The organism is Methylovulum psychrotolerans (assembly GCF_002923755.1).
Taxonomy (GTDB): domain Bacteria; phylum Pseudomonadota; class Gammaproteobacteria; order Methylococcales; family Methylomonadaceae; genus Methylovulum; species Methylovulum psychrotolerans.
In genome coordinates this window covers 1,060,530-1,080,628 of record NZ_PGFZ01000001.1, presented here as the reverse complement: position 1 = coordinate 1,080,628, position 20,099 = coordinate 1,060,530, and the positions used below count along the sequence as shown (strand labels likewise).

Below are 20,099 nucleotides of genomic sequence, written 5' to 3'. Positions count from 1 at the left end.
CATAATTTATGCACTTCAAAATTATTTTTTTCAGCGTGATAATGGCTATGACGAATCCGACCCTGACCCAAGCTTCGGCTATTGACGGTAAGCTGCCACTGTGTGGTAGCAGTCCTAATTGTGTATCCAGCCAAGCGGACATCCATGACCGCCAGCATTACATCCTACCGTTTGAAATTAAGGGCAATCCGCTACAGGCGTGGGATGCCTTAAAAAAGGCTATTTTAAAACAGCCGCGTCTGGTGATTACCCATGAGACGCATACCACGCTACATGCCGAAGCCACCAGTTTGGTGTTCCGGTTTGTCGATGACATTAATGTGCTGCTTGATGCCGATAGGGAGCTTATCCATATCCGTTCCGCGTCACGGGTGGGCCACAGCGACTTTGGCGTTAACCGTAAGCGTATTGAGGGTTTACGCGCCGAATTGCGGAAAATGGGTGTGGTGGATTAGTTTTATGCCGCCACTTGAACGTTACCACGTTGGAATTTAGGTTAATCATATCGACAGTTCTTGTCGCGTTCAGTTAAGCCCGCTATTTTCTAGGGAAAAAGCTTGTGATTTATTGCTCCAGCTCCATATAGGGTAAAATAGCGTGATATAACTATCAGACAGGGACATTATGAAAACACATAAAATAGGTTTTATCGGCGGCGGCAATATGGCCTCCAGTTTGGTGAGCGGCCTGATTGCCAGCGGCCATGCGGCGACGGACATTTGGGTTTCCGATGTAAATGAAGCCGCTTTGGCAACGTTGGCGGCTAATCTGGGCATTAATACCACGTCCCATAATGCCGATGTGGTGGCGGCTACCGATGTGGTGGTTTTGGCGGTTAAGCCGCAGGCCCTTAAGGAAGTGGCGTGTGGCATTGCCGAGGTGGTGCGGCAGCAACAGGTGTTGGTGGTCTCAATTGCGGCGGGCATTTCGCAACACGGTTTGGCGGCTTGGTTGGGTGCAAAAGTGCCAATTGTCCGCTGTATGCCTAATACCCCCGCGCTAGTGCTGACCGGGGCGACGGCCTTACATGCCAATAGCTATGTTAGTGCCAAGCAGCGTGATTTGGCCGAGAGCCTGATGCGGGCGGTGGGCATTTCCCTCTGGGTGGCTGACGAAAGCGAGCTGGATGCGGTAACGGCGGTGTCCGGCAGTGGTCCTGCGTATTTCTTTTTGTTGATGGAAGCGATGGAGGCGGCGGCTGTGGAATTGGGTTTGGGTGCGGAAACGGCCCGCTTATTAGTCCAGCAAACGGCTTTGGGGGCGGCGAAAATCGCCTTGGAATCGCCTGAATCGCCGGAGCAATTGCGCCGTCGGGTAACTTCGCCGGGCGGGACGACCGAACAAGCGATCCGAACGTTTACCCAAGGTGGTTTTACGCCATTGGTGGCGCGCGCCTTACAGGCGGCGCGTGACCGCTCTATTGAAATGTCTGAACAAATGGAGAATTCCTGATGGATTCCAGTTATCTGACCGACCCTATTATCTTGGTTGTCGATTCTTTATCGTCACTGTATATTATGGCGGTTTTATTGCGGTTTTTGTTGCAATGGTGTGGGACATCATTTTACAACCCGATTGCGCAATTGTTACTGAAAATCACCCATCCGCCGTTACGGGTATTACGCCGTTTTATACCGCCCATCGGTAGGATTGATACGTCTTCGTTAGTTTTGGTTTTGGCCCTGCAAATGTTGGCTAATTTCGTCATCCTGATTTTGAAAGGGGTGACGGTCAATATCGGGGCTTTGGCGATTTTGTCGATGACAGACGTGGTGGCTTTGCTGTTGAACATTTTTATTTTTGCGGTGTTTGCCAGGGCGTTATTGAGCTGGATAAACCCCGGCGCTTACGATTCTGCATCGTCGATGTTGGCGAGCCTGACCGATCCTTTATTGGCGCTGTGCCGGAAATTTATTCCTGATGTAGGCGGCATAGATTTGTCGCCGTTAGCGGCGCTGCTATTTTTGCAATTGGCAAAGATGCTGGTTTTGCCGCCGTTGCAGCAATTGGCCAGTTTGCTTAGTTAGATTCTGTCGGGTGGCGGGTGTGTCTGATGAAAGAAGCAAGCCCAACTAAAACTAAAGATGGCCGCCAAGATGATAAGCTTTTCGCTTTGTTTGAGCCTTTGTCATATAATTCAAAATCTTGTTAAAGCGATTAAGAAGCCTATGTCCGTACCTATGTTTCAAGTTTTTATTGTGTTATTTTGTTTGCTCGGCAGCGAAGTGGCTTTTGCCAAGCGCTTGTATAAGCTGCAAGACCAATACGGCAATACCCTGTTTTCTGATCAGGTGCCGCCTGAGCAGTCGCAAAACCGCCGCGAGCTTCTTAATAACCGTGCTATGGTGGTGGATGTGGTCGAGAAAGCCAAGACTAAAGAGCAAATTGATTTGGATATAAGGCTGGCGGCACTGAGAAAAGAAGAAGAAAAGCTGATTGCCAAACAAAAAGTCAATGACCATGCCTTGCTCAATACCTTCCATTCGGAAGAAGAAATTACGGCGGCCTTAACGGCGAAAATGCAGGACTTTGACAACCAGCAACGGGTGTTGCAAGAATCGTTAAACAATGTCACCCAACAATTGGCTAACCAGCAAAAGGCGGCGGCGGCGGCGGAGCGTAACGGTCAGGATGTATCGGCCAAATCGGTCGAGGACATCAAATCGACCCAGCAACAAATAGCGCAAATCCAAAAAGCCCTTAGGGCAAACATGGATAAGCGGGAGCTGGTCAAAAATGAATATACCGCCAATATAGAGCGTTATTTATTTTTGACCCAATCGGTAAAACAACCCAAGCGCCACGAGGCGGACAAGCCGAGCATCCAACAGGCCAATGCCCTTGGCCTGTTCCATTGCGAGAATGACCATGAATGCAATAAGGCTTGGGAGATTGCCCGCCAGTTTGTTAACCGCCACTCGACAACGGTGCCCGATGTTTATAACGATAAACTGATTATGAACCGTCCACCGGCTGTGGATACGGACATTAGCCTGTCTTTGTCACGCATTACCATTACCGAGAATGATTACGAGCTGTTTTTGGATATTCATTGCCATGATTCGATAGTTGGTGAAGAATTATGTTCTAGCCAAAAAATCAAGGACTTGCGGGCATCATTCCGTAGCTATGTCAATAACGTCTTAGCAGCGGGGGCGGCTCACTAATAAAGTGCCTACGCCTTGGTCGGTGAACAGTTCCAGCAATACGGCATGTTCTACCCGTCCGTCAATAATGTGGACGCTATGGACTCCGCCGTTTAGGGCATCAGTGGCGCAACGGGTTTTCGGGATCATGCCGCCGGAGATAGTGCCGTCCGCGATCAGCGCGTCGATATCGCTGACTGACAGGCCGGTCAGCAGCCCCCCTTGTTTGTCAAGGATACCGGCGGTATTGGTCAATAAGATCAATTTTTCGGCCTTCAAGACCTCGGCGGTTTTGCCCGCCACCAAATCGGCATTGATATTGTAGGAATAGCCATCCGCACCCACGCCTATCGGGGCAATCACCGGAATAAAATCACTGCGTCCTAGCATATCGACCACAGCGGGGTCTATGCTGCTGACTTCGCCGACATGGCCTAAGTCAATGATTTCTGAGGCATCATCGTCGAGTGCCGAGCGTTTTAGGTTGATTTTTTTGGCACGGATAAAATCCCCGTCTTTGCCTGTCAGGCCTACCGCCTTGCCGCCGTTCATATTGATCAGGTTGACGATCTCCTTATTCACCAAGCCACCCAGCACCATTTCCACCACATCCATCGTTTCGCTGTCAGTAATGCGCATACCGTCGACAAAGCCGGTAGTCTTGCCCAGTTTTGCCAAGACTTGGCCGATTTGCGGGCCGCCGCCATGGACGACAATCGGATTGATGCCGACCAGTTTCATCAGGACGATATCTCTGGCAAAGCTGTGTTTTAAGGCTTCGTCGACCATCGCGTTGCCGCCAAATTTAACGACAACCGTTTTGCCTTTAAAGCGTTGGATATACGGTAGGGCTTCGATCAACACTTCAGCGATCAGGGGGGCGGCTTTTTTTTGTTTCATTTTTTAATAGTCCATCATCTATTGGGTATTAAGGGGAAAGGGTGAATTAAGCGGCGGTGGATACAATTAAGCATTGCCGCCAATTTTATACACGGTGGGCATGAAAACTTGCAAGATTTTAATCGGCGAATTTATGCTTGAATTTGGCTAATTTGCAAGCTGCCGTTACCTAAAATTTAAAATCATCAAATAAATCATCCAAATCGAAGTTATCGTCAGTGACGGTTATATCAGATTTATGGCTAGGTGGCGGGCTGTCGCGGTCGCTATAATCGAGAACCCTTTTAAATTGCATCAGATTGGATACGGCGGCGTGCATTTCTACCAGTTCGACAGGATAGTGGCTGTGTGCCGAACCGGCCATAATATCTTTAAAGGCTTTCATCAGGCTTTCTAAGTCTTGGCTTAGGGTGCTTGATAACCAACGGTGGGTGATAAATATCAAGCCTAAGGCGATAAGGCAGGGGATGATGATAATGCTAAGCATCAGGCTCAAATCAGCCATATCCATGCTATCGTCGTATTGATAATATATCGCCCAGTCACTATTGGCAATAGGCTGCTGGTTGCCGTCCAGGCTGCTTGTGCTATTTTTGGTGCCGATAGCGGCCAATACTTGTAAGCCTTGCCTGAGTTCAAAATAACTGTTTTTTGTCGGTATCAGTTTAAGGCCATTTAAGATAATGTTTTCGTCTAAGCTCGCCAGAATCATGCCGACGACTTTACCGTTTTGGCTAATGCTCCGGGTTATCGCCAAGTGCCTGTCAACCCCTTTATCGCCGTGGATGCTGGGAAACGGGTTGTGTGTTAAGGCTTCTTTGACCATTTCCAAATCGGCAAAGCCCATGCGCGGTTTATCTTGCTCGTCAATGGTATTGGTGTCAGGCAGTAATAAGCGGATTTTTAGGGCATTCGGGAGATACTTTTCAAGTCTGGCCGCATTAACCCTTAATAGGCCGCTGTTACCTATGTTGACCGCATTCAGCACATCGGGGTCTTCGGCCATTTTATCGAGAGTTTTGTTCAGTAAGGTAAGGTGTGCCGATAACCCTAAGGCAATACTTTTCGCTTCGGCGGCGGCGGCCTCTTTTTTGGCGGTGTTGGTTTCGTTTGAGCTTAACCAATAAATGCCAAAACCCGCCGTCAGTATGATGAGAACCATGGCAAGCGCAAGCAAAGAGAACATTTTTCTCATAATAATAACTCCGAAGATAAAAATCTTTTAAGTGGTTTCCGGGCAGGAAGACACTGAAATGGTGCGGGACTTGATTTTAAAGGCGTATCCAAGAAAACACGCATAAAAATAATTTCTGGGTTTGCGCAGGGGTTGTTGTCCACGAAAAACACGAAAAAGTTATTCTGGCTGAAGATAGCCGTAAAATTTTAGGAATGCCTGTGAAATAACTGGGCCAATATGGGACGGCTTATCCCCTTCTTTAGATAATTTACCGCTGTTTTTTAGGCAGTGTTCTGCTAGTGGCCTATAAATTTCAGGCAGAACATTAGCGATGTCACCTACTGTTGTCCGGTATGGCCAAAGCCGCCGCTTCCCCGGCTACTGGCCGTAAAGTCGTCGACTTGGCGGAACTGGACTTGTGCGATGGGGACAAATACCATTTGGGCGATACGCTCACCGATCTGGAGGGTAAAGGCACTATCACTGCGGTTCCAGCAGGAAACGAACACTTGCCCTTGATAATCCGAATCAATCAGCCCGACTAAATTGCCCAAGACAATGCCGTGCTTATGACCTAGGCCTGAACGCGGCAATAAGACTGCCGCTAAACCAGGGTCGCCAATATAAATCGCCAGTCCGGTAGGGATAAGCAAGGTTTCCCCAGGGGCGATAACGGTAGTTTGGTCAAGGCAGGCGCGTAAATCTAAACCCGCCGAGCCGGAGGTGGCATAGTCAGGCAAAGGGATGGTTGCGCCTAAACGGGGGTCAAGAATTTTTAACTGTATGGTATTCATGGCATGGTGTTATAGAAGTGTTCGGCGATCAGGCTGAGCAGTTGTTGGGCAAGCAGGGATTTGTCGGTCATTGCCAGGGCTTTTTGGCCAGTGGGCCAAAAAACCTGTAAGGCGTTTTGGTCCCTGTCGAAGCCGCCCTCTGCCTTACCGACCCAATTGGCGGCAATCATCGCCAGTTTTTTGTCTTGGAGTTTGCCTAGCGCATACTCGGTCAGGTTTTCGGTTTCGGCGGCAAAGCCGACGGTAAAGGGCGGCGGCGTTAAGGCCGCTACCGCCGCTAAGATGTCTTGGGTTTTGTGTAGCACCAGCGTGCTTGCGCCCGCGTGTTTTTTCAGTTTTTCAGGGGCGGGTACGGGGCTGTAATCGGCCACTGCCGCCGCGCCGATATAAATGGCATGGCTGTCGGCCTCGGCCAGTACCGCCGCATACATTTGTGCGGCGGTCTCCACTTGGATTAGCCGCGCCTGGGCAGGAGCGGCTAATTGTACCGGGCCGCTGACCAAGGTGACATCTGCCCCCATATTGATTGCCGCTTCTGCTAAGGCGTAGCCCATTTTGCCTGAGCTACGGTTGGTGATATAGCGTACCGGGTCTAAAGGCTCACGCGTGGGGCCTGCACTAATTAAGACCTTAAGGCCGGCCAGTTCCGAACTGGCTTGCACCGAAGCGGGCGCAGTAAGCAGTTGGCGGCAAATGTCTTCGGGTTCTGACATACGCCCCAAGCCCGTTTCGCCGCAGGCTTGGTCTCCTGCTGCCGGGCCAATAAATCTGACTCCGTGGGTTTTTAGGCGTTCGACGTTTGCCTGAGTGACGGCTTTAGACCACATGGCTTGGTTCATGGCCGGAGCGACATAAACCGGACAGGTTGCCGCCAAATACAGGGTGGAAAGCAAATCATCCGCTAAGCCATGGCTGAGTTTGGCGAGCAGGTTGGCACTGGCGGGTGCGATGACCAAAACATCCGCCCAGCGGGCGAGGTTAATGTGTCCCATAGCGTTTTCGGCATCGGCATCCAGTAAGGTGGTCTGGACAGGATGGCCCGATAAGGCCTGAAAGGTGAGGGGACGGATAAACTCAGCGGCGGCGGTAGTCATGACTACGCGTACCTGTGCGCCTTGTTTGCGCAATAAGCGTACTAACTCTGCCGATTTATAGGCGGCGATGCCGCCGCTAATACCTAATAAAACACGCTTATTAATAATGGCACCTGAATACGGACAAAAACGCTATTATGGCAAGTCTGGCTGAATTGTTCTAGGCTTAAATTTTAAACGGGTGGGCAATGGCTAGGAGATCCGTACTTTGTGAGTTCTGGGTGGCGGATGTTGTTATACGTTTGCCCCGGTATTAGCAGGAGAGGGGCTCTCCGAGTCTACTATCAACTCTTCGGCAAGGGGTAGGCAAACGGTAAAGGTTGTGCCTAGCCCGGGGGTGCTGTCAACATGGCAACTGCCCGCTAATCTGCGGATATAATCACGCGCTTCATATACGCCTATGCCCATGCCGGCATTACCTTTGGTGGTGTCAAACGGTTTAAACAGGCGTTCGGCGATAAATTTTCTATCCATGCCGCAGCCGTTGTCGGTTATTTTAATAATGGCGTGGGGCGGCTGTTTTTCTAGGATTAATTTTACAAAACCGTCGGCGGGTGTGGCATCTTGGGCATTTTGCACCAGATGGCCAAGAATGGCGGTGATTTTGGTTTTTTCACCGACGACAAACAAGTCGTCTGTAAGAGTGTTCAGCACTTGCAACGCAGGGCGGTTACCGGCTTGTTGCAAGGCGACATCGGCGGCAACATCGGCAAGGTTAAGGCGATGGTTCTGATATTGAGGGTCGTGGCCTTTTTTCAGTTGAGTAATCAGATGATCCATTTTGGTCACGACATTTTCCAGCGTAGTAATGGCGTCATCGACAAATTCAGGATTGCGCTTATGTTTTTCGGCATTTTTGACAATTAGGCCGACTTGGGCGATCAAGTTTTTCAGATCATGCACCAAATAAGCGGAAATGCGGTTGTAAGCTTCAAATTGGCGTGATCTGGACAACGCGTCACTGGCGTGGTTAAGGGCAAGGGCGTTGGCAAGCTGTTTACCCACGGTTTTCAACAGATCGTGGTCTTCCCAATTTAAAGGCCGCGGGGCGCGGGCTTGGGTCAGGACGACAAAGGCTTCCAGATCATTTTGCAAGAATAGCGGGATAATGAGCCAGACTGCTTTCTCTGGGGTCATCCATAATGACAGGTCGGCATCCTTATAGAGCTGGGGGCTTTCTGCTAGTTCGTAAAAATCAATAACCCATTGTTTTTTTGATATAAATAGGATCATGCTATGGTTGGCCGCCAGTTGCTGGGGAGAGTCAAAGCCTAAATTTTTTGCATCGGCCAGATAAAAATCGCCTTGCTCGTCTTTTAACCATAAGCCGCCGCCAGAACTGTCCACCAAATCGGCCATGGTTTTGATGATGGCGGCGGAGAGTTCTGGCAAGGAGTTCAACCGGGCAATAGTTTTGCTGAGCTTGAGCCATTCTTCGCGGTAATCGTAGTGGTAGCTGAACAGATGCTTGTTGAAATAGACTTTGACTAAGGCTCTAACTCTGCCCGAAACAAACAACACCAGCAGCAGAATAATGGCGAGGAAAATAAAGACAATTTCGGCGAACTCACCCCAACTGCCGCCAAAATCGCGGATGTAATAGCCCGCTAAAGACATGGTGATCAGGTATAACCCGGTCCCCATCAGCACCGTGCTATGGAAGACCAACGTCCGCGACAGGCTAATGTCGGTCATGCCGTGGGTTTGCAGGCGGTACATGGCGATGCCCAGCAAAGGGGTGATCAGGGTATTGATAATGCCCCGCGAACCCCACAACGGGTAATCCAGGCTGGTGAACAATAATGATTTGCTAAAGACAATAAAGTCAATAGTAAACAAAGACGCTAAGCCGATACACAAAAATTTGATGACCCAGCGCAGCTCGGTAGTGGCGTTGCGGTACAGTTGTTCGACTAAGGCCAAGCCGATAATGGCGAACATGAGGTGGGACATCAATCGGATATGCACTTGATTGCCGACGAACTGTTTAATGGGGGTGCGCACGTCTTCGGACAGTTCAAAAACGAGCAAAAAGACAATGAACGCGGCGAGCATATAAGTGAAGCGTGACCGGTATAGCAATAGGTAGTTATGGTTAAGCTGCTGCCGCGAAATGAGTGTGCCGAGCAGAAAAAACCAAGTGGCATTGCGTAGGGTTTCAAACGCCAAACTGGTTGAAATTATTAAAGTGTAAGTAGGTTGGTATTCGCAAACGGTGATATAGCCCGCCCAGAGCATGGAGAAGGCCAGAGCCAGCAAAAAAGGTCCGGCGACGGGATTTTTTTTGCGCCCCACCCAAGCGGTCAGCAATAAGAGAAAATAGGCGATGGTAGCCAATAAATAGCCATAAAAAACGAGTGGTTCCATGAAGCCTGCCGCCTGTGAGAAAGGGGGTTATTGCCTGTTTCGGCGTGGGTCAAAAGCCTGTTGTACGGTGTCGGCAAATAAGTTGGCCGCCAAAACTAAGGCCAGCATAAACACAAACGCGGCGGACAGCGACCACCACACCATCGGTTCCCGCGCCATTTCCAGCCGCGCCCCGTTAATCATATTGCCCCAGCTGTAGGTGGTCGGATCGACCCCTATGTTGATGTAAGATAACACCGCTTCCGCCAGCACCAGCGAGCTGAAATCCAGCACCACCGAAATCAGCACCAAGTGCATGACATTGGGCAGGATATGGCGGCTTAAGATAGTTAGCGGTTTGACCCCTAATGCGGTGGCGGCCTGGACATATTCCATTTCGCGCAGCTTAAGGGTTTCCGCGCGTAACAGACGGCACAGCCCCGTCCAACTGGTCACGCCCAAAATCATGCACAAAAATAACAGGCGCATATCGGCGCGGACGACTAGGCTAGTGAAGGCGGCTTCATGGTTCGCCATGTAAACTTGCACCATTAAGATGGCGGCGGCGATTAATAAGACGCTGGGGATTGAGTTCAAGGTGGTGTAGACATATTGGATCATATCGTCCACCCAACCCCGGAAAAACCCGGCGAGGATACCGAAAATAACCGCCAGCGGCAACATGATGAGGGTGGTCAGCGTACCGATGACCAGTCCGGTACGGATACTTTTGATGGCTTGGTAGAAGACATCTTCACCAACCTTATCTGTGCCGAGGACGTGATAATAGCCCGATAGGTAACACAAGGTATAGGCAGTGCAAAAAACCGCCGCCACCGTGCAAAAAACCGCCTTAGCAGCGGTATTTTTGGGTATGTTTTGCCCTGCCAAGGCAAATCCTGCCCAGACTAGCAAAGCCGCCAAACCTAGCCAAGCCAAACTTTGTGCCAAGGCTATGGCTGTTTTTACGCCAATATCGGCGGCCTGCTGGGTGGGGTCGGCCAAATGGTGGCCACCGAAAGTCAGGCGCGGATACGTCCACGCGACTGTACCGTCGGCGGCGGTGGCCATTTCTTTGCTGTACAGGGTCAGTGCGAACGGAGCCGAATAGGTTTTTTCGCCATGCTGGCGTAAGGGTTCTGCCCATGCGTCCAGGACGCTGATGATCTCATGGCTATTGGCTTGCTCGGTACGGCTTGTGCTTTCGTAATGCAGGGAATCGAGCAGGCCGATGCCCAAGAAAAACACCAGTACGGCCAGTGCCGCCATACCGAGCGGGTCGCCGCCGATTTGCCTGAGCGGGCGTTGGATATAGTCTTTACCGCGCAGGTACAGGCCAGTTGCCAAAATTATTAGGCACAGGGTAAAAATGAGGGCATCTGTCCATAAAATAACCATTTAAGACCACCTTGCTTTGGGCATAGCTTAGGGTAGGGTACGGTAAGCGTCTTTGATTTCGCAACCGTCCAGAGTACAAATAGGGGGATTTTTGCAACTGATCCCCGCCTCATTCATGGCTTTTTGCATCGTCTCTATTTGTTGGTCGAGGGCGTTGATATGGTCGATCATACGGTTAATCGCCACGGCGACCGGGTCGGGCATGTCGGCGCTGGCCCCATAAGCGTTGAAGTTGACCGGGCGGTTACTGCTGGTCGGTTCGGGCGGCGGGGCTTTTTGTTCGCCGATAATATGCGCCGGAATGCCCACTACGGTAACGCCGGCGGGTACAGGTTTGAGTACCACCGAGTTGGAGCCGACCCGTGCCCCGTCGCCAATATCAATAGGCCCTAAGACTTTTGCGCCCGCGCCAATGACCACGCCGTTATGCAGCGTCGGGTGGCGTTTGCCTTTTTGCCAAGTCGTGCCGCCCAACGTTACGCCATGATAAAGGGTACAGTCGTCGCCGATGACGGCGGTCTCGCCGATGACCACGCCCATGCCGTGGTCGATAAACAGGCGGCGGCCAATGACGGCACCGGGATGAATTTCAATGCCCGTCCACCAGCGGCTGAGATAGGCGATAAAACGCGCCAGCCAGCGGAAACCGGCCTGCCAGCACCAATGGCTAAGGCGGTGGACGACCACGGCATGGACTCCCGGATAGGTGGTGATGACCTCTATCCAAGTCTGCGCGGCGGGGTCGCGGGCAAACACGCAAGCGACATCTTCTTTTAAGCGGCTGAACATATTAATCCTTATGTTGGTGATCCTGGGACATCCGTAAAATGCCCCGGAGTATGTCGACTTCTTTCGTGTCCAGTTGGATACGGTTATACACGCGCCGTAGGCGGCGCATAATAGATTTGGAGCGGCCTGGCTGCATAAAACCAATATCTACCAAGGCTTCCTGCAAATGCCGGTAAAACGATTCCATTTGGCTGGCGGTCGCCAGCGGGCATTCGCCTTGGTCGCCCACTTGTATGGTGTCGGGGCGGTCGGTGGCGGCGAACAGCTCATAACACACCACTTGCACCGCAGCGGCTATATTTAGGGAGCTATAGCTCTCATTACAAGGGATATGCAGCAAATAATGGCACAAATCCAGCTCATGATTTTTCAGGCCGGAATTTTCGCGGCCAAAAATAATGGCGATTTGTTGGTGCGGACTGTCGATGACGGCCAATTGCGCACATTGTTTGGGATTGAGTTCCGGCCAGCTAATCGTCCTGCGCCGGGCGCTGGTGCCAATAATCAATTGGCAATCGGCGATGGCCTCCTGCAAGGTCGGGTAGACCGTGGCGGCGGTAAGCACATCGTCGGCACCTGAAGCGCGGGCGGTCGCCTCGTTGCTGGGGAAGGTTTTGGGGCCGACCAACGCGAGGCGGGTCATGCCCATGTTTTTCATGGCACGGGCCACCGCTCCGATGTTACCCGGATGGGTGGTTTCGACCAAGACAATTTTGATATGGGAAAGCAACGTTAAACCTGTTATGAAAAAGGTGGCCATTTTTAGGTGGGTTTGCCTGACAGCCCGAACCGCCGTTGGGTTTGGGGCAGGCTAAAGCGCCACTTTAAAAGTGCAAGCCGAAAAAAGCCTTAAGTTTACCAAAAGATTTGCTACCATACTGGCTTTTATCTGCTCATTAAGAAACTGACCTATGCAACCAATGTTAAACATCGCCGTCCGGGCGGCACGCAGCGCGGGCGATTTGATCCTGCGCTCATCTGACAGTATCGGACAACTCCGTATTGACCAAAAAGGCAAAAATGATTACGCCAGTGAAGTGGACCGTATGGCGGAGCGGGAAATTATCAGCATTATTCGGGCAGCTTATCCCGATCATGCCATTTTGGCGGAAGAAAGCGGTGAGCATCAAGGGAATGATTTTGTTTGGGTAATTGACCCGCTGGACGGCACTACCAATTTTTTGCATGGTTTCCCGCAATACGCCGTTTCTATCGCCTTAAAGCACAAAGGCAGGCTGGAAGTCGGCGTTATTTATGACCCCTTGCGCGACGAATTGTTCACCGCCAAACGCGGCGGCGGCGCGACCCTGAACAACCGCCGCTTGCGGGTTACCCAACAGCCGAGCTTAAAAGGTGCGTTATTGGGTACGGGATTTCCTTTTAAAACCGATTTGCATCTTAAGGCTTATGTGAATATGTTCAGCGCGTTGACCATGGAGTGCGCCGGCATCCGCCGCGCGGGGTCTGCCGCTTTGGATTTGGCTTATGTCGCGGCTGGGCGTTTAGATGGTTTTTGGGAAATCGGCGTGATGGAATGGGATATGGCCGCCGGGATTTTGCTGATTAAGGAAGCGGGCGGTGTTGTTACCGATTTTTCTTTTAATGACAATTATTTGCAGTCGGGAAATTTAATTGCAGGTAGCCCGAAAATGCACCAGTTGATGTATCAGCTCATAGAGCCTTATGTGACGGCGAATTTGAAATAGGTTTTGGTCATGCTGGATACGGCTTAGGCCGTGTCCAGTTCCGGGCTTGTTGACCGGATACGGCTAGGCGTAGGGCGTTATGGATGGGGGTTTAGCTGTATTCGACCATCATGACTAACGTATCGAGCAACAACATAATGTCGTCCAATTCGCGTGCGTCGATATTCATGACTGGCCAAGGGATGCCACGTCCGTTAAGGACGGTCAGATAATCGTCAACACTGGGTTGGCTAGTGGTATCGTAATGGGTAATACCGATTACCGCCGGATTTTTCAGCAAAAAGGCTTTGTTAAGGCTGAGATAATAGTCCAGCTCCTCCAAGGGATTGCCTTGGGTGTTGTTGATCATGATAATCAGCCCCGCCGCGTCGCGGGTGAGGATGGGGGTCATAAAATCAAAACGGCGTTGTCCGGGTGTGCCGTACAAATAAAATTTATCTTGGCCGTCAATGGTTTTTAGCACCCCGTAGTCCATTGCGACGGTAGTGGATTTTTTTTGTTGCAGGACGTTTTGTTCTGAGGGTTTTACTTCGGTGGAAAAATAGCTGCTTTCGCTGATGGTGGCGATGGCCGTGGTTTTCCCTGACCCTACCGAGCCGGTAAAGACAAATTTAAGGATGGGCGCTTTTTTCTGGGTGTTGGCCGTAACTGCCGATACATTAGCGGCTTGGGGAACTGTTTCGTCATGGCTCGGCTGGTTTTTTTTCACCGCCCTTTCTTGCCCCAGCGCTTTTATGGCAGATAAATCCATAAAAATGGTTGCCGAGGGGGCTGAAGAGGTTTCTTTGGTCATGATGGGGATCCTTTGGTGGGCAGTACGGGTATTGGGTAATCTGCTATCATTGTCATAAAGTGGTGGCTTTTAAGGCGGATGATTTTTAGTTACAGGACACTCCGCATATCGAGTGGAATTACCTTTGACATAATACGTTAAATTTTTAATGGATAAAAGGGAATGTTGTTATTTGCCGTATTTAATGTGGCATTATTTTAGCTGGTTTATTTTTTTGTAATTTATTGATTTTATTTTTATTTTTATATTAAGTTCACAGTTTTTGCAAGTTTTTTGGCATTTTTTGTGAACTGTATCACACATTTTGGCAAAGCTGGGCTATAGGGTTGGTTTGTTCGCCAAGGCTTCGGGCAATCAGCAAAATACCAGCCCTTTCACTATAGCGCCTGTCAAGCGTCATGCAAGTTATCGGAAGGATTTCCATAATGTATACTCTGAACGGTCAAGTTTTCGGTTAATCCGCTCGTGGTGAGCCTGTCCCACAAGGGGGGTCTGGGGACAGGCGAACGGTTAATCCTAAAACCGAAAACTTGACCGTTTGAAGTATATAGGTACGGTGGTGTGGCCGCTTAATAGAAGTGAGTACATAGCCATTGTTATCTTGCTATGGCTATTTGGCCTGAATATTGGTTATTATAGCCCGATTGATTGGAGCTTCCGCGAAGGGTGGCTCGGAACAGGGGCGTAAATAATTTTTTACGCAATTTCACATAATTAGGAATGATTTATCTATGTCCGTTAGCCATTTTAGTATTGCCCCCATAGGATTTGACGAACTGGAAATACGCTATTTTACGGCTGTCCTCTATTTGGCGGAAACGCGTCTGCATCAACGGTGGCAAGTGGTAAACACAGGGGATGCCGATTTTTTTGTGTTGCCGGCACAGCACCCACAAGACGGATTACCGCCCGAACGGTGTTTTATTTACGCTGCCGAAGCCTTAAGCGATAAGCATATCGTGGTGGATGCTAGCGGCATCCCGAGTGTCAGTTCGTTAGTGGCGGTGTTGGCCCGGGCTGAAGGCACTACGCTGCTTGAGCGTCCGCAAGCCCTGCCGCCAGTAGCCGACCCGGTCACGCCTTCGGTAAAAGAGCCTGAACCTTTGCCGGAGCGTTTAAGTGGCGATGACAAGGTTTTTTATCCGGAGGATGGGCTGCTAAAAGCCTTGCTTGACGACAGCCCCGAACCGATATGGATTGTCGTTGATAAGACTATCGATATTTGGTTGGATCCGGTGCAAAGCCTTTACTATAGCCAAGCGAACTTAGAAGAACTGATGCCTTACTGCACCGCCGATAGCCGGATATTGATCAATACAATGACGGCATCGGAATTGCAAAGGCTGGTTGAAAAGCGGCAAATTGCCGCTAAGCCCCTAAATAACCTGATTTGGTATGTTGCGTTTAAATCTTCGCAAGGCCGGTTGTTGGCTGGTAATAGTCCCGATGATATTGTGCATTTGAAGGGCTGGCCAAATTTGCGCTTGCCGGAAGGCCGCGATTTTATTAAGCTGGCGGCGTTTATGCATAATAATACCTTGGCTTTGGCGGATATTGCCGAGGCGACCCGTTTGCCTTTGCCGAAAATCTATAATTTTTATAATGCCTGTTATTTGGTGGGGCTGATAGAAAAATCCGCTGTTGCCCAACGTAATGAGAAGCCGTTAGATGCCGACCGCCGTAACTTGTTGGATAGGATCAGAACCCGCCTTAAATAGCCATAAAAGCAGAAACAAACAGGCCGGATGATGGGGTCATCCGGCCTGTTATTGCTGGAAACTGTTCTGCTGACTCAGCAGGCGTACCCGATTACAGCACTAATTTGCTTTCTAAAGACATGACGCTACGGCGGGCCAAGGCCAAGTTGCTTTTGGCTTTGTCCAGTACGACATAAATGAATACGCCTTCGTATTTTTCAGTCGGGCGGATGATGTGGTATTGTTTGCCCAGCGTGATCAGGATGTCTTCGATGTCGTCTTTCAGACCTAAGCTTTTCATGGTTTTCAGTTTGGAGCGGACAACTTCGGAGTTGCCGGCCGCCGCCAGTTCCATATCAATACCTGTACCCGCTGAGCCTAATAACATGCCGCTGTTGCCGTCAACCACAGCCGCAACCATAGAACCGTCAATAGTGGCAACTAATTGTTCCACGATCTCTTTAATATTGCTCATTGTTTTTCCTTTAGATTATTGGCACAAAAAAAACTATTGCTATTTGCCAACGGATGATAGCAATAGGGTTAGGAATGGCTGTGAAATAAGCTCGCCAGTTAAGGCTTTGCAGGTTTCGGCATCCCCTGTGTAGGGTATAAAATCTTGGCAGGCCTGGGTCGTCATTGGCTTAACTTATCCCGTACCGTCCTAAGTCTTGTTAATTTCAGCGGCTGTTAGGCGCAATGTTCGGTAATCAGCCCCATATTGCGCTGTATGGTGATCCAGCCCATCGCGACGCTGGTGTTTTTATCCGTGCTTAACACGAGCAGTAAATCTGGTTTTTCGGGGATGACGGCCATAAAATGCCGGGTGTCTCCGGCATTGATACAAATGTCATTAATGCTGTTACTGATGGTTTTGCCCAGTTTAGCCGACAGTAGTGATTCTACGGCGCGTACAGGTTTGCCGCGCAACATTTCCGCCGCCGCCGCCGCCAATGCTTCTAAGTAAGAGGGGGTAAGGAAATCGACTTTATGGGCGACCCCTAATAATTGCCTGCTGTTCATGTCAATCACCGCGTACCCGAATACGCCATCCATGTCGGCGATAACTGATTGTAAAATATCGTCTAGTTTTGTCATTGTTATTGTTTTTTCCGGCAAGTAAAAAGAAGCTTTTTGCTAAAACGTAATCCAGATAGGTATATTGCCACCCTTAGTTACTTAGGCAAGGGTTTGGGGATAGGCATTCGCTTAAGCCCCAGGGTGTTTTAAGCGGTTTTTTAGTTTGCTAAACAGGCTCTGCTTATCAGGGGCCGGAATTGTTCCGAACAACCCTGCCACGAAGCTGGCATTGTAAAAATTGTTTGCTACCGCTAAGGGCGTGCCCGTCACTTCCGCAGCCTGCTCTAAAGAGGCGGTGTTTTTATGCAAAAATTCCGCTAATTTTCGGTAACTCAAGCTGTCAGTTTTTCCCAGATACGGCAGTTGGGACAATTGTACCAATTCTTGACCGGAATGCCCCTGTAGCAGCTGCCCTTGCGATAAGTTAAATGCGGCATACCAAATCAGTTGGCTTAACGGCAGCGCCGTTAAGCCGGATTTTTTGACGGCTTTGCCTAATTCGGCTACGGATAAAGGGGTTGCTAAGATAGGGTTGTCCAGACTAAAAAATGGCTTAAGCTGCTCTAAAGGGGCAAGGGAATAATAGGCTTTTTTATCGTGATAGATAAAAATAGGGTTATCGGTAGGCCGTGCTTGCAAGGTTAAGGCGAAAGCTTGCTTTTGCTCAGTCAGTAATATACCTAGTAGCCCTTGTTGCGGGTTAAACTCTGGGGCTTTTGCCGGGGCCTGTGGTTTGGCCGGTTGCACGGTAGCAGTAGGTGCAGGTACTTTCGGGCTAGTGGGTGCAGGCTTTTGTTCGGGCTTTGCTTTAGGTGCCGTTTTAGCTGTGGCAGCGGGCAACGCCTGCTGGGCGACCCGATTAAACAGCGGGATTAAAGCCTGTAAGCTGGGGGTGCGGTCACTGTCGACCAGTAGGCCATTGTCAAGACCTTTACTGGGGTCGGGGACATAAAAAAAACAGCGTTCACGCGGTAGATTTTTTAAGGCAGCACTTTGCGATTTGTCATAAACGACATAAAAATCGGCAGTGGCGGTTTTGACAATTTGCCAAGCAGGCTGTAAGGCGAATTCAGCCAAATCAAGAATGGCGCAAAATTTTTCTGCCTCATGCTTTCTAAAGCCAATGAGTTTAAGGCTAATAAAATTATCGTTTTCTATATTCATTAATTTTAGAATTGGCGGCTATATGATATTAGCGGGGCTATTCCCAGTCGGTTCAATATATCCCGAAGCCTAAGAAAAACAAAGCCAAAAAATTTAAAAGCGGCTGGCTTTTTGGCTGTGTAGGATAGGTGGGCTTTTTTCCGAATGCACCGCATCTGTTTACCCCAATAACCTATCAAACATTTCTGCCGCTATTTTATCCTTGAACGGGCCATAACCATAATAATCTTGTTCAGTTTAAGGTTTTTATATAGAGGGCGAACCCAGTTAAGCTACATAGACTTGCCGCCAACCAAAGCCTACCCTTAATTGATGCGTTTATGACCAGTTTCAAAGTCATATAATATGATGAAAATGATGAAAAGTCTATTTTTAGATTTACTAAATTTTGTAACTACTTAACTTCCTCTTATAAAAACTAATCATTTATGAGCAATTTGTTAAAATTTAACCCCCAGTCTCTTCATTTCTTTAGAATTATTCACTTTTTTAGGTGATTTTTGACGATGATTCCAAAAAAATAATCTATGGACATTGTTGAAATTAACGCCTTTGATAGGTTGCCATTGGTGGACATATAGGGTTAAAAGTTGATTACGCGACATAATGTATACTTCAAACGGTCAAGTTTTCGGTTTTTTGATAGGGTACAGCGTACCCTACGGTGAATTGTAAAAGCCGAAAACTTGGCCGTTCACAGTATATGTGCATGAGTTAAAAATGGGCTTTGATTAGTAGAGAGCCTATGCCGTTAATTGGCTTTAGCCTCTATACATAGGTGTACAATACGGCAATTAGGGATAAGATGCTGATGGTATTGCAGTTAGTCGGAGGGCTAAGCCAATCATACCGTATGATAAGTACCGCAATTCGGGAAAATGCCCGCAAAGATGGGCAATAGCGGCCTTTTTCAAGCTGTCATTTTAGTGTACAGTTGACAAAAGGCGGTTTAGCTGGAAGGGGGTAGTCTGTAACGGCAACCCTATATAACTAAAGCACAATAAAATGATGTCGTTCGTGGTGAGCTTGTCCCACAGGGACTTCCGTTGGTCGTCGAACCACCATAGCCCTTCGACAAGCGGGGGGCTGGGGACAGGCGAACGGCTTTACAATCAACTTATACTGCGTTAGCTATATTGCATAATGATTTAAGTGTCGCGCCCTTCTTCTAAGGCAAGCGCTAGCATAGACGCTAATTTATTGATGGATGCTTGGGTTTTCGCATCAGTGCCGTTAAACATAACCCCCGCGCCAATAGGGAAAAATTCGTTATCCATCGGTGCGATATAGACTATCTCGCACACCAGCTTTAATTGCTCGCCGTCGAACTCAATGTTAATTGTACCCGATTGCGAAATCAGCTCAGGCGCCAAGTACGGTTGCAGGTTCGATAAAAACGCGCCGCTGAGGCTAATGTTATCGATGTTTCCGATATATTCTTGGCCGTTGATCGTCATGGCAAAGGCTATCTCGGTCAGTACACGGCTGTGTATCCGTCTATCAATCCGTTTGCGTCTGTCCGGTTGCGGCGTTTTTATAATTTTTTTCATGACTCTATAGTATAGCTAGGGAATGAGTATAGGAGTTATTAAACCACAATGGTGCGTTACTTTGTCCAAATTTACTTGTACAAGTGTAGTATAAATTGGCGGTTGGGCAATAGCTAAATTAGGGCTACTGGCTATTGATTTTGTCTAATACAAAAGCCATAAAAATTATATAGTATTTAAGGTGTTAAGTTTGATTGGGATTAAGCTTGTTTTTAAACGTTTTGGTTCCTTGTGTAAGGTTGATAATTCTTGTAGGCCGATCTATTGCCCAATGAATGTTGGGCGGTCAGTTACGGGTTTTGCCGCTTTGTCCGGTAGAAAGTGCGTGGCAATAATCCCTCTATGGTGAAATGGCGTGGGGATAATGTTAGCGCTTTTGCTGTAAAAAAAATGTAAAAATCAGCCTTTGTTAGGTATCGTGAGTTGGCCCATTGTATAATTGATTAGTTTTAGTCACTACGAAGG

19 protein-coding genes are annotated in these 20,099 nt (G+C 49.1%); 6 read left to right on the top strand and 13 right to left on the bottom strand.

From position 1 onward, the window contains the following. Positions 1 to 47 precede the first annotated feature (47 nt). From AADEFJLK_RS04995 to AADEFJLK_RS04980, 4 genes are all read left to right on the top strand, one after another. Positions 48 to 455, top strand: a complete 408-nt coding sequence (locus tag AADEFJLK_RS04995; protein ID WP_232463741.1) for a DUF1499 domain-containing protein — start codon at positions 48 to 50, stop codon at positions 453 to 455. A 169-nt stretch (positions 456 to 624) separates the two neighbouring features. After that, positions 625 to 1,452, top strand: coding sequence for a pyrroline-5-carboxylate reductase (proC, locus tag AADEFJLK_RS04990; protein WP_103973484.1), 828 nt, complete (start codon positions 625 to 627; stop codon positions 1,450 to 1,452). Next, on the top strand, positions 1,452 to 2,027 hold the full coding sequence (locus AADEFJLK_RS04985) for a YggT family protein (protein ID WP_088617828.1): 576 nt from the start codon (positions 1,452 to 1,454) through the stop codon (positions 2,025 to 2,027). Before proC ends, AADEFJLK_RS04985 begins: the two co-directional genes overlap by 1 nt. 141 nt (positions 2,028 to 2,168) lie before the next feature. After that, positions 2,169 to 3,167, top strand: a complete 999-nt coding sequence (locus AADEFJLK_RS04980) for a hypothetical protein (protein ID WP_232463742.1) — start codon at positions 2,169 to 2,171, stop codon at positions 3,165 to 3,167. On the opposite strand, the gene argB is transcribed toward AADEFJLK_RS04980, so the two are convergent. The 8 genes from argB to AADEFJLK_RS04940 form a co-directional block, all read right to left on the bottom strand. Then, complete coding sequence (gene argB / locus AADEFJLK_RS04975) at positions 3,144 to 4,046, bottom strand: acetylglutamate kinase (protein WP_088617829.1); 903 nt, start codon at positions 4,044 to 4,046, stop codon at positions 3,144 to 3,146. The two genes, AADEFJLK_RS04980 and argB, sit on opposite strands and share 24 nt — an antisense overlap. Positions 4,047 to 4,215: 169 nt before the next feature. Next, positions 4,216 to 5,241, bottom strand: coding sequence for a hypothetical protein (locus tag AADEFJLK_RS04970; protein ID WP_088617830.1), 1,026 nt, complete (start codon positions 5,239 to 5,241; stop codon positions 4,216 to 4,218). Positions 5,242 to 5,561: 320 nt separating this feature from the next. Beyond that, on the bottom strand, positions 5,562 to 6,017 hold the full coding sequence (gene dut / locus AADEFJLK_RS04965; RefSeq protein ID WP_103973482.1) for a dUTP diphosphatase: 456 nt from the start codon (positions 6,015 to 6,017) through the stop codon (positions 5,562 to 5,564). Further along, positions 6,014 to 7,219 carry a bifunctional phosphopantothenoylcysteine decarboxylase/phosphopantothenate--cysteine ligase CoaBC gene (gene coaBC / locus AADEFJLK_RS04960; RefSeq protein WP_088617832.1) on the bottom strand — a complete coding sequence of 402 codons (1,206 nt, stop codon included), beginning with the start codon at positions 7,217 to 7,219 and terminating at the stop codon, positions 6,014 to 6,016. The genes dut and coaBC overlap by 4 nt, the downstream gene beginning before the upstream one ends. Positions 7,220 to 7,345: 126 nt before the next feature. After that, positions 7,346 to 9,478, bottom strand: a complete 2,133-nt coding sequence (prsK, locus tag AADEFJLK_RS04955) for an XrtA/PEP-CTERM system histidine kinase PrsK (RefSeq protein WP_103973481.1) — start codon at positions 9,476 to 9,478, stop codon at positions 7,346 to 7,348. 27 nt (positions 9,479 to 9,505) lie between these two features. Then, on the bottom strand, positions 9,506 to 10,855 hold the full coding sequence (locus tag AADEFJLK_RS04950; protein ID WP_103973480.1) for an ABC transporter permease: 1,350 nt from the start codon (positions 10,853 to 10,855) through the stop codon (positions 9,506 to 9,508). 27 nt (positions 10,856 to 10,882) lie between these two features. Continuing rightward, positions 10,883 to 11,644 (bottom strand): serine O-acetyltransferase, encoded by a 762-nt coding sequence (gene cysE, locus AADEFJLK_RS04945; RefSeq protein ID WP_088617835.1) that lies wholly within the window; start codon positions 11,642 to 11,644, stop codon positions 10,883 to 10,885. Between the two features lies 1 nt (position 11,645). Continuing rightward, positions 11,646 to 12,374, bottom strand: coding sequence for an RNA methyltransferase (locus AADEFJLK_RS04940; protein ID WP_103973620.1), 729 nt, complete (start codon positions 12,372 to 12,374; stop codon positions 11,646 to 11,648). 181 nt (positions 12,375 to 12,555) lie between these two features. Here AADEFJLK_RS04940 and suhB point away from each other — a divergent pair, with 181 nt between their 5' ends. After that, complete coding sequence (gene suhB / locus AADEFJLK_RS04935; protein ID WP_088617836.1) at positions 12,556 to 13,350, top strand: inositol-1-monophosphatase; 795 nt, start codon at positions 12,556 to 12,558, stop codon at positions 13,348 to 13,350. A gap of 91 nt (positions 13,351 to 13,441) precedes the next feature. On the opposite strand, the gene AADEFJLK_RS04930 is transcribed toward suhB, so the two are convergent. Next, positions 13,442 to 14,143, bottom strand: coding sequence for a GTP-binding protein (locus tag AADEFJLK_RS04930; RefSeq protein WP_232463743.1), 702 nt, complete (start codon positions 14,141 to 14,143; stop codon positions 13,442 to 13,444). 731 nt (positions 14,144 to 14,874) lie between these two features. On the opposite strand from AADEFJLK_RS04930, the gene AADEFJLK_RS04925 reads away from it, so the two are divergent. Then, positions 14,875 to 15,861, top strand: coding sequence for a hypothetical protein (locus AADEFJLK_RS04925; RefSeq protein WP_103973479.1), 987 nt, complete (start codon positions 14,875 to 14,877; stop codon positions 15,859 to 15,861). Positions 15,862 to 15,952: 91 nt separating this feature from the next. Here the strand turns inward: AADEFJLK_RS04925 and AADEFJLK_RS04920 are convergent, their stop codons facing one another. From AADEFJLK_RS04920 to AADEFJLK_RS04905, 4 genes are all read right to left on the bottom strand, one after another. Beyond that, on the bottom strand, positions 15,953 to 16,315 hold the full coding sequence (locus tag AADEFJLK_RS04920) for a hypothetical protein (RefSeq protein ID WP_088617838.1): 363 nt from the start codon (positions 16,313 to 16,315) through the stop codon (positions 15,953 to 15,955). A gap of 215 nt (positions 16,316 to 16,530) precedes the next feature. Then, positions 16,531 to 16,938 (bottom strand): hypothetical protein, encoded by a 408-nt coding sequence (locus AADEFJLK_RS04915; RefSeq protein WP_088617839.1) that lies wholly within the window; start codon positions 16,936 to 16,938, stop codon positions 16,531 to 16,533. Positions 16,939 to 17,049: 111 nt separating this feature from the next. Continuing rightward, the gene (locus AADEFJLK_RS25010; protein ID WP_211299142.1) at positions 17,050 to 18,084 is read right to left on the bottom strand and encodes a hypothetical protein; all 1,035 of its coding nucleotides are present in this window, start codon (positions 18,082 to 18,084) and stop codon (positions 17,050 to 17,052) included. 1,148 nt (positions 18,085 to 19,232) lie between these two features. After that, entirely contained in the window at positions 19,233 to 19,634 is a 402-nt protein-coding gene (locus AADEFJLK_RS04905) for a PilZ domain-containing protein (protein WP_088617841.1), read from the bottom strand. Positions 19,635 to 20,099: the final 465 nt, after the last annotated feature.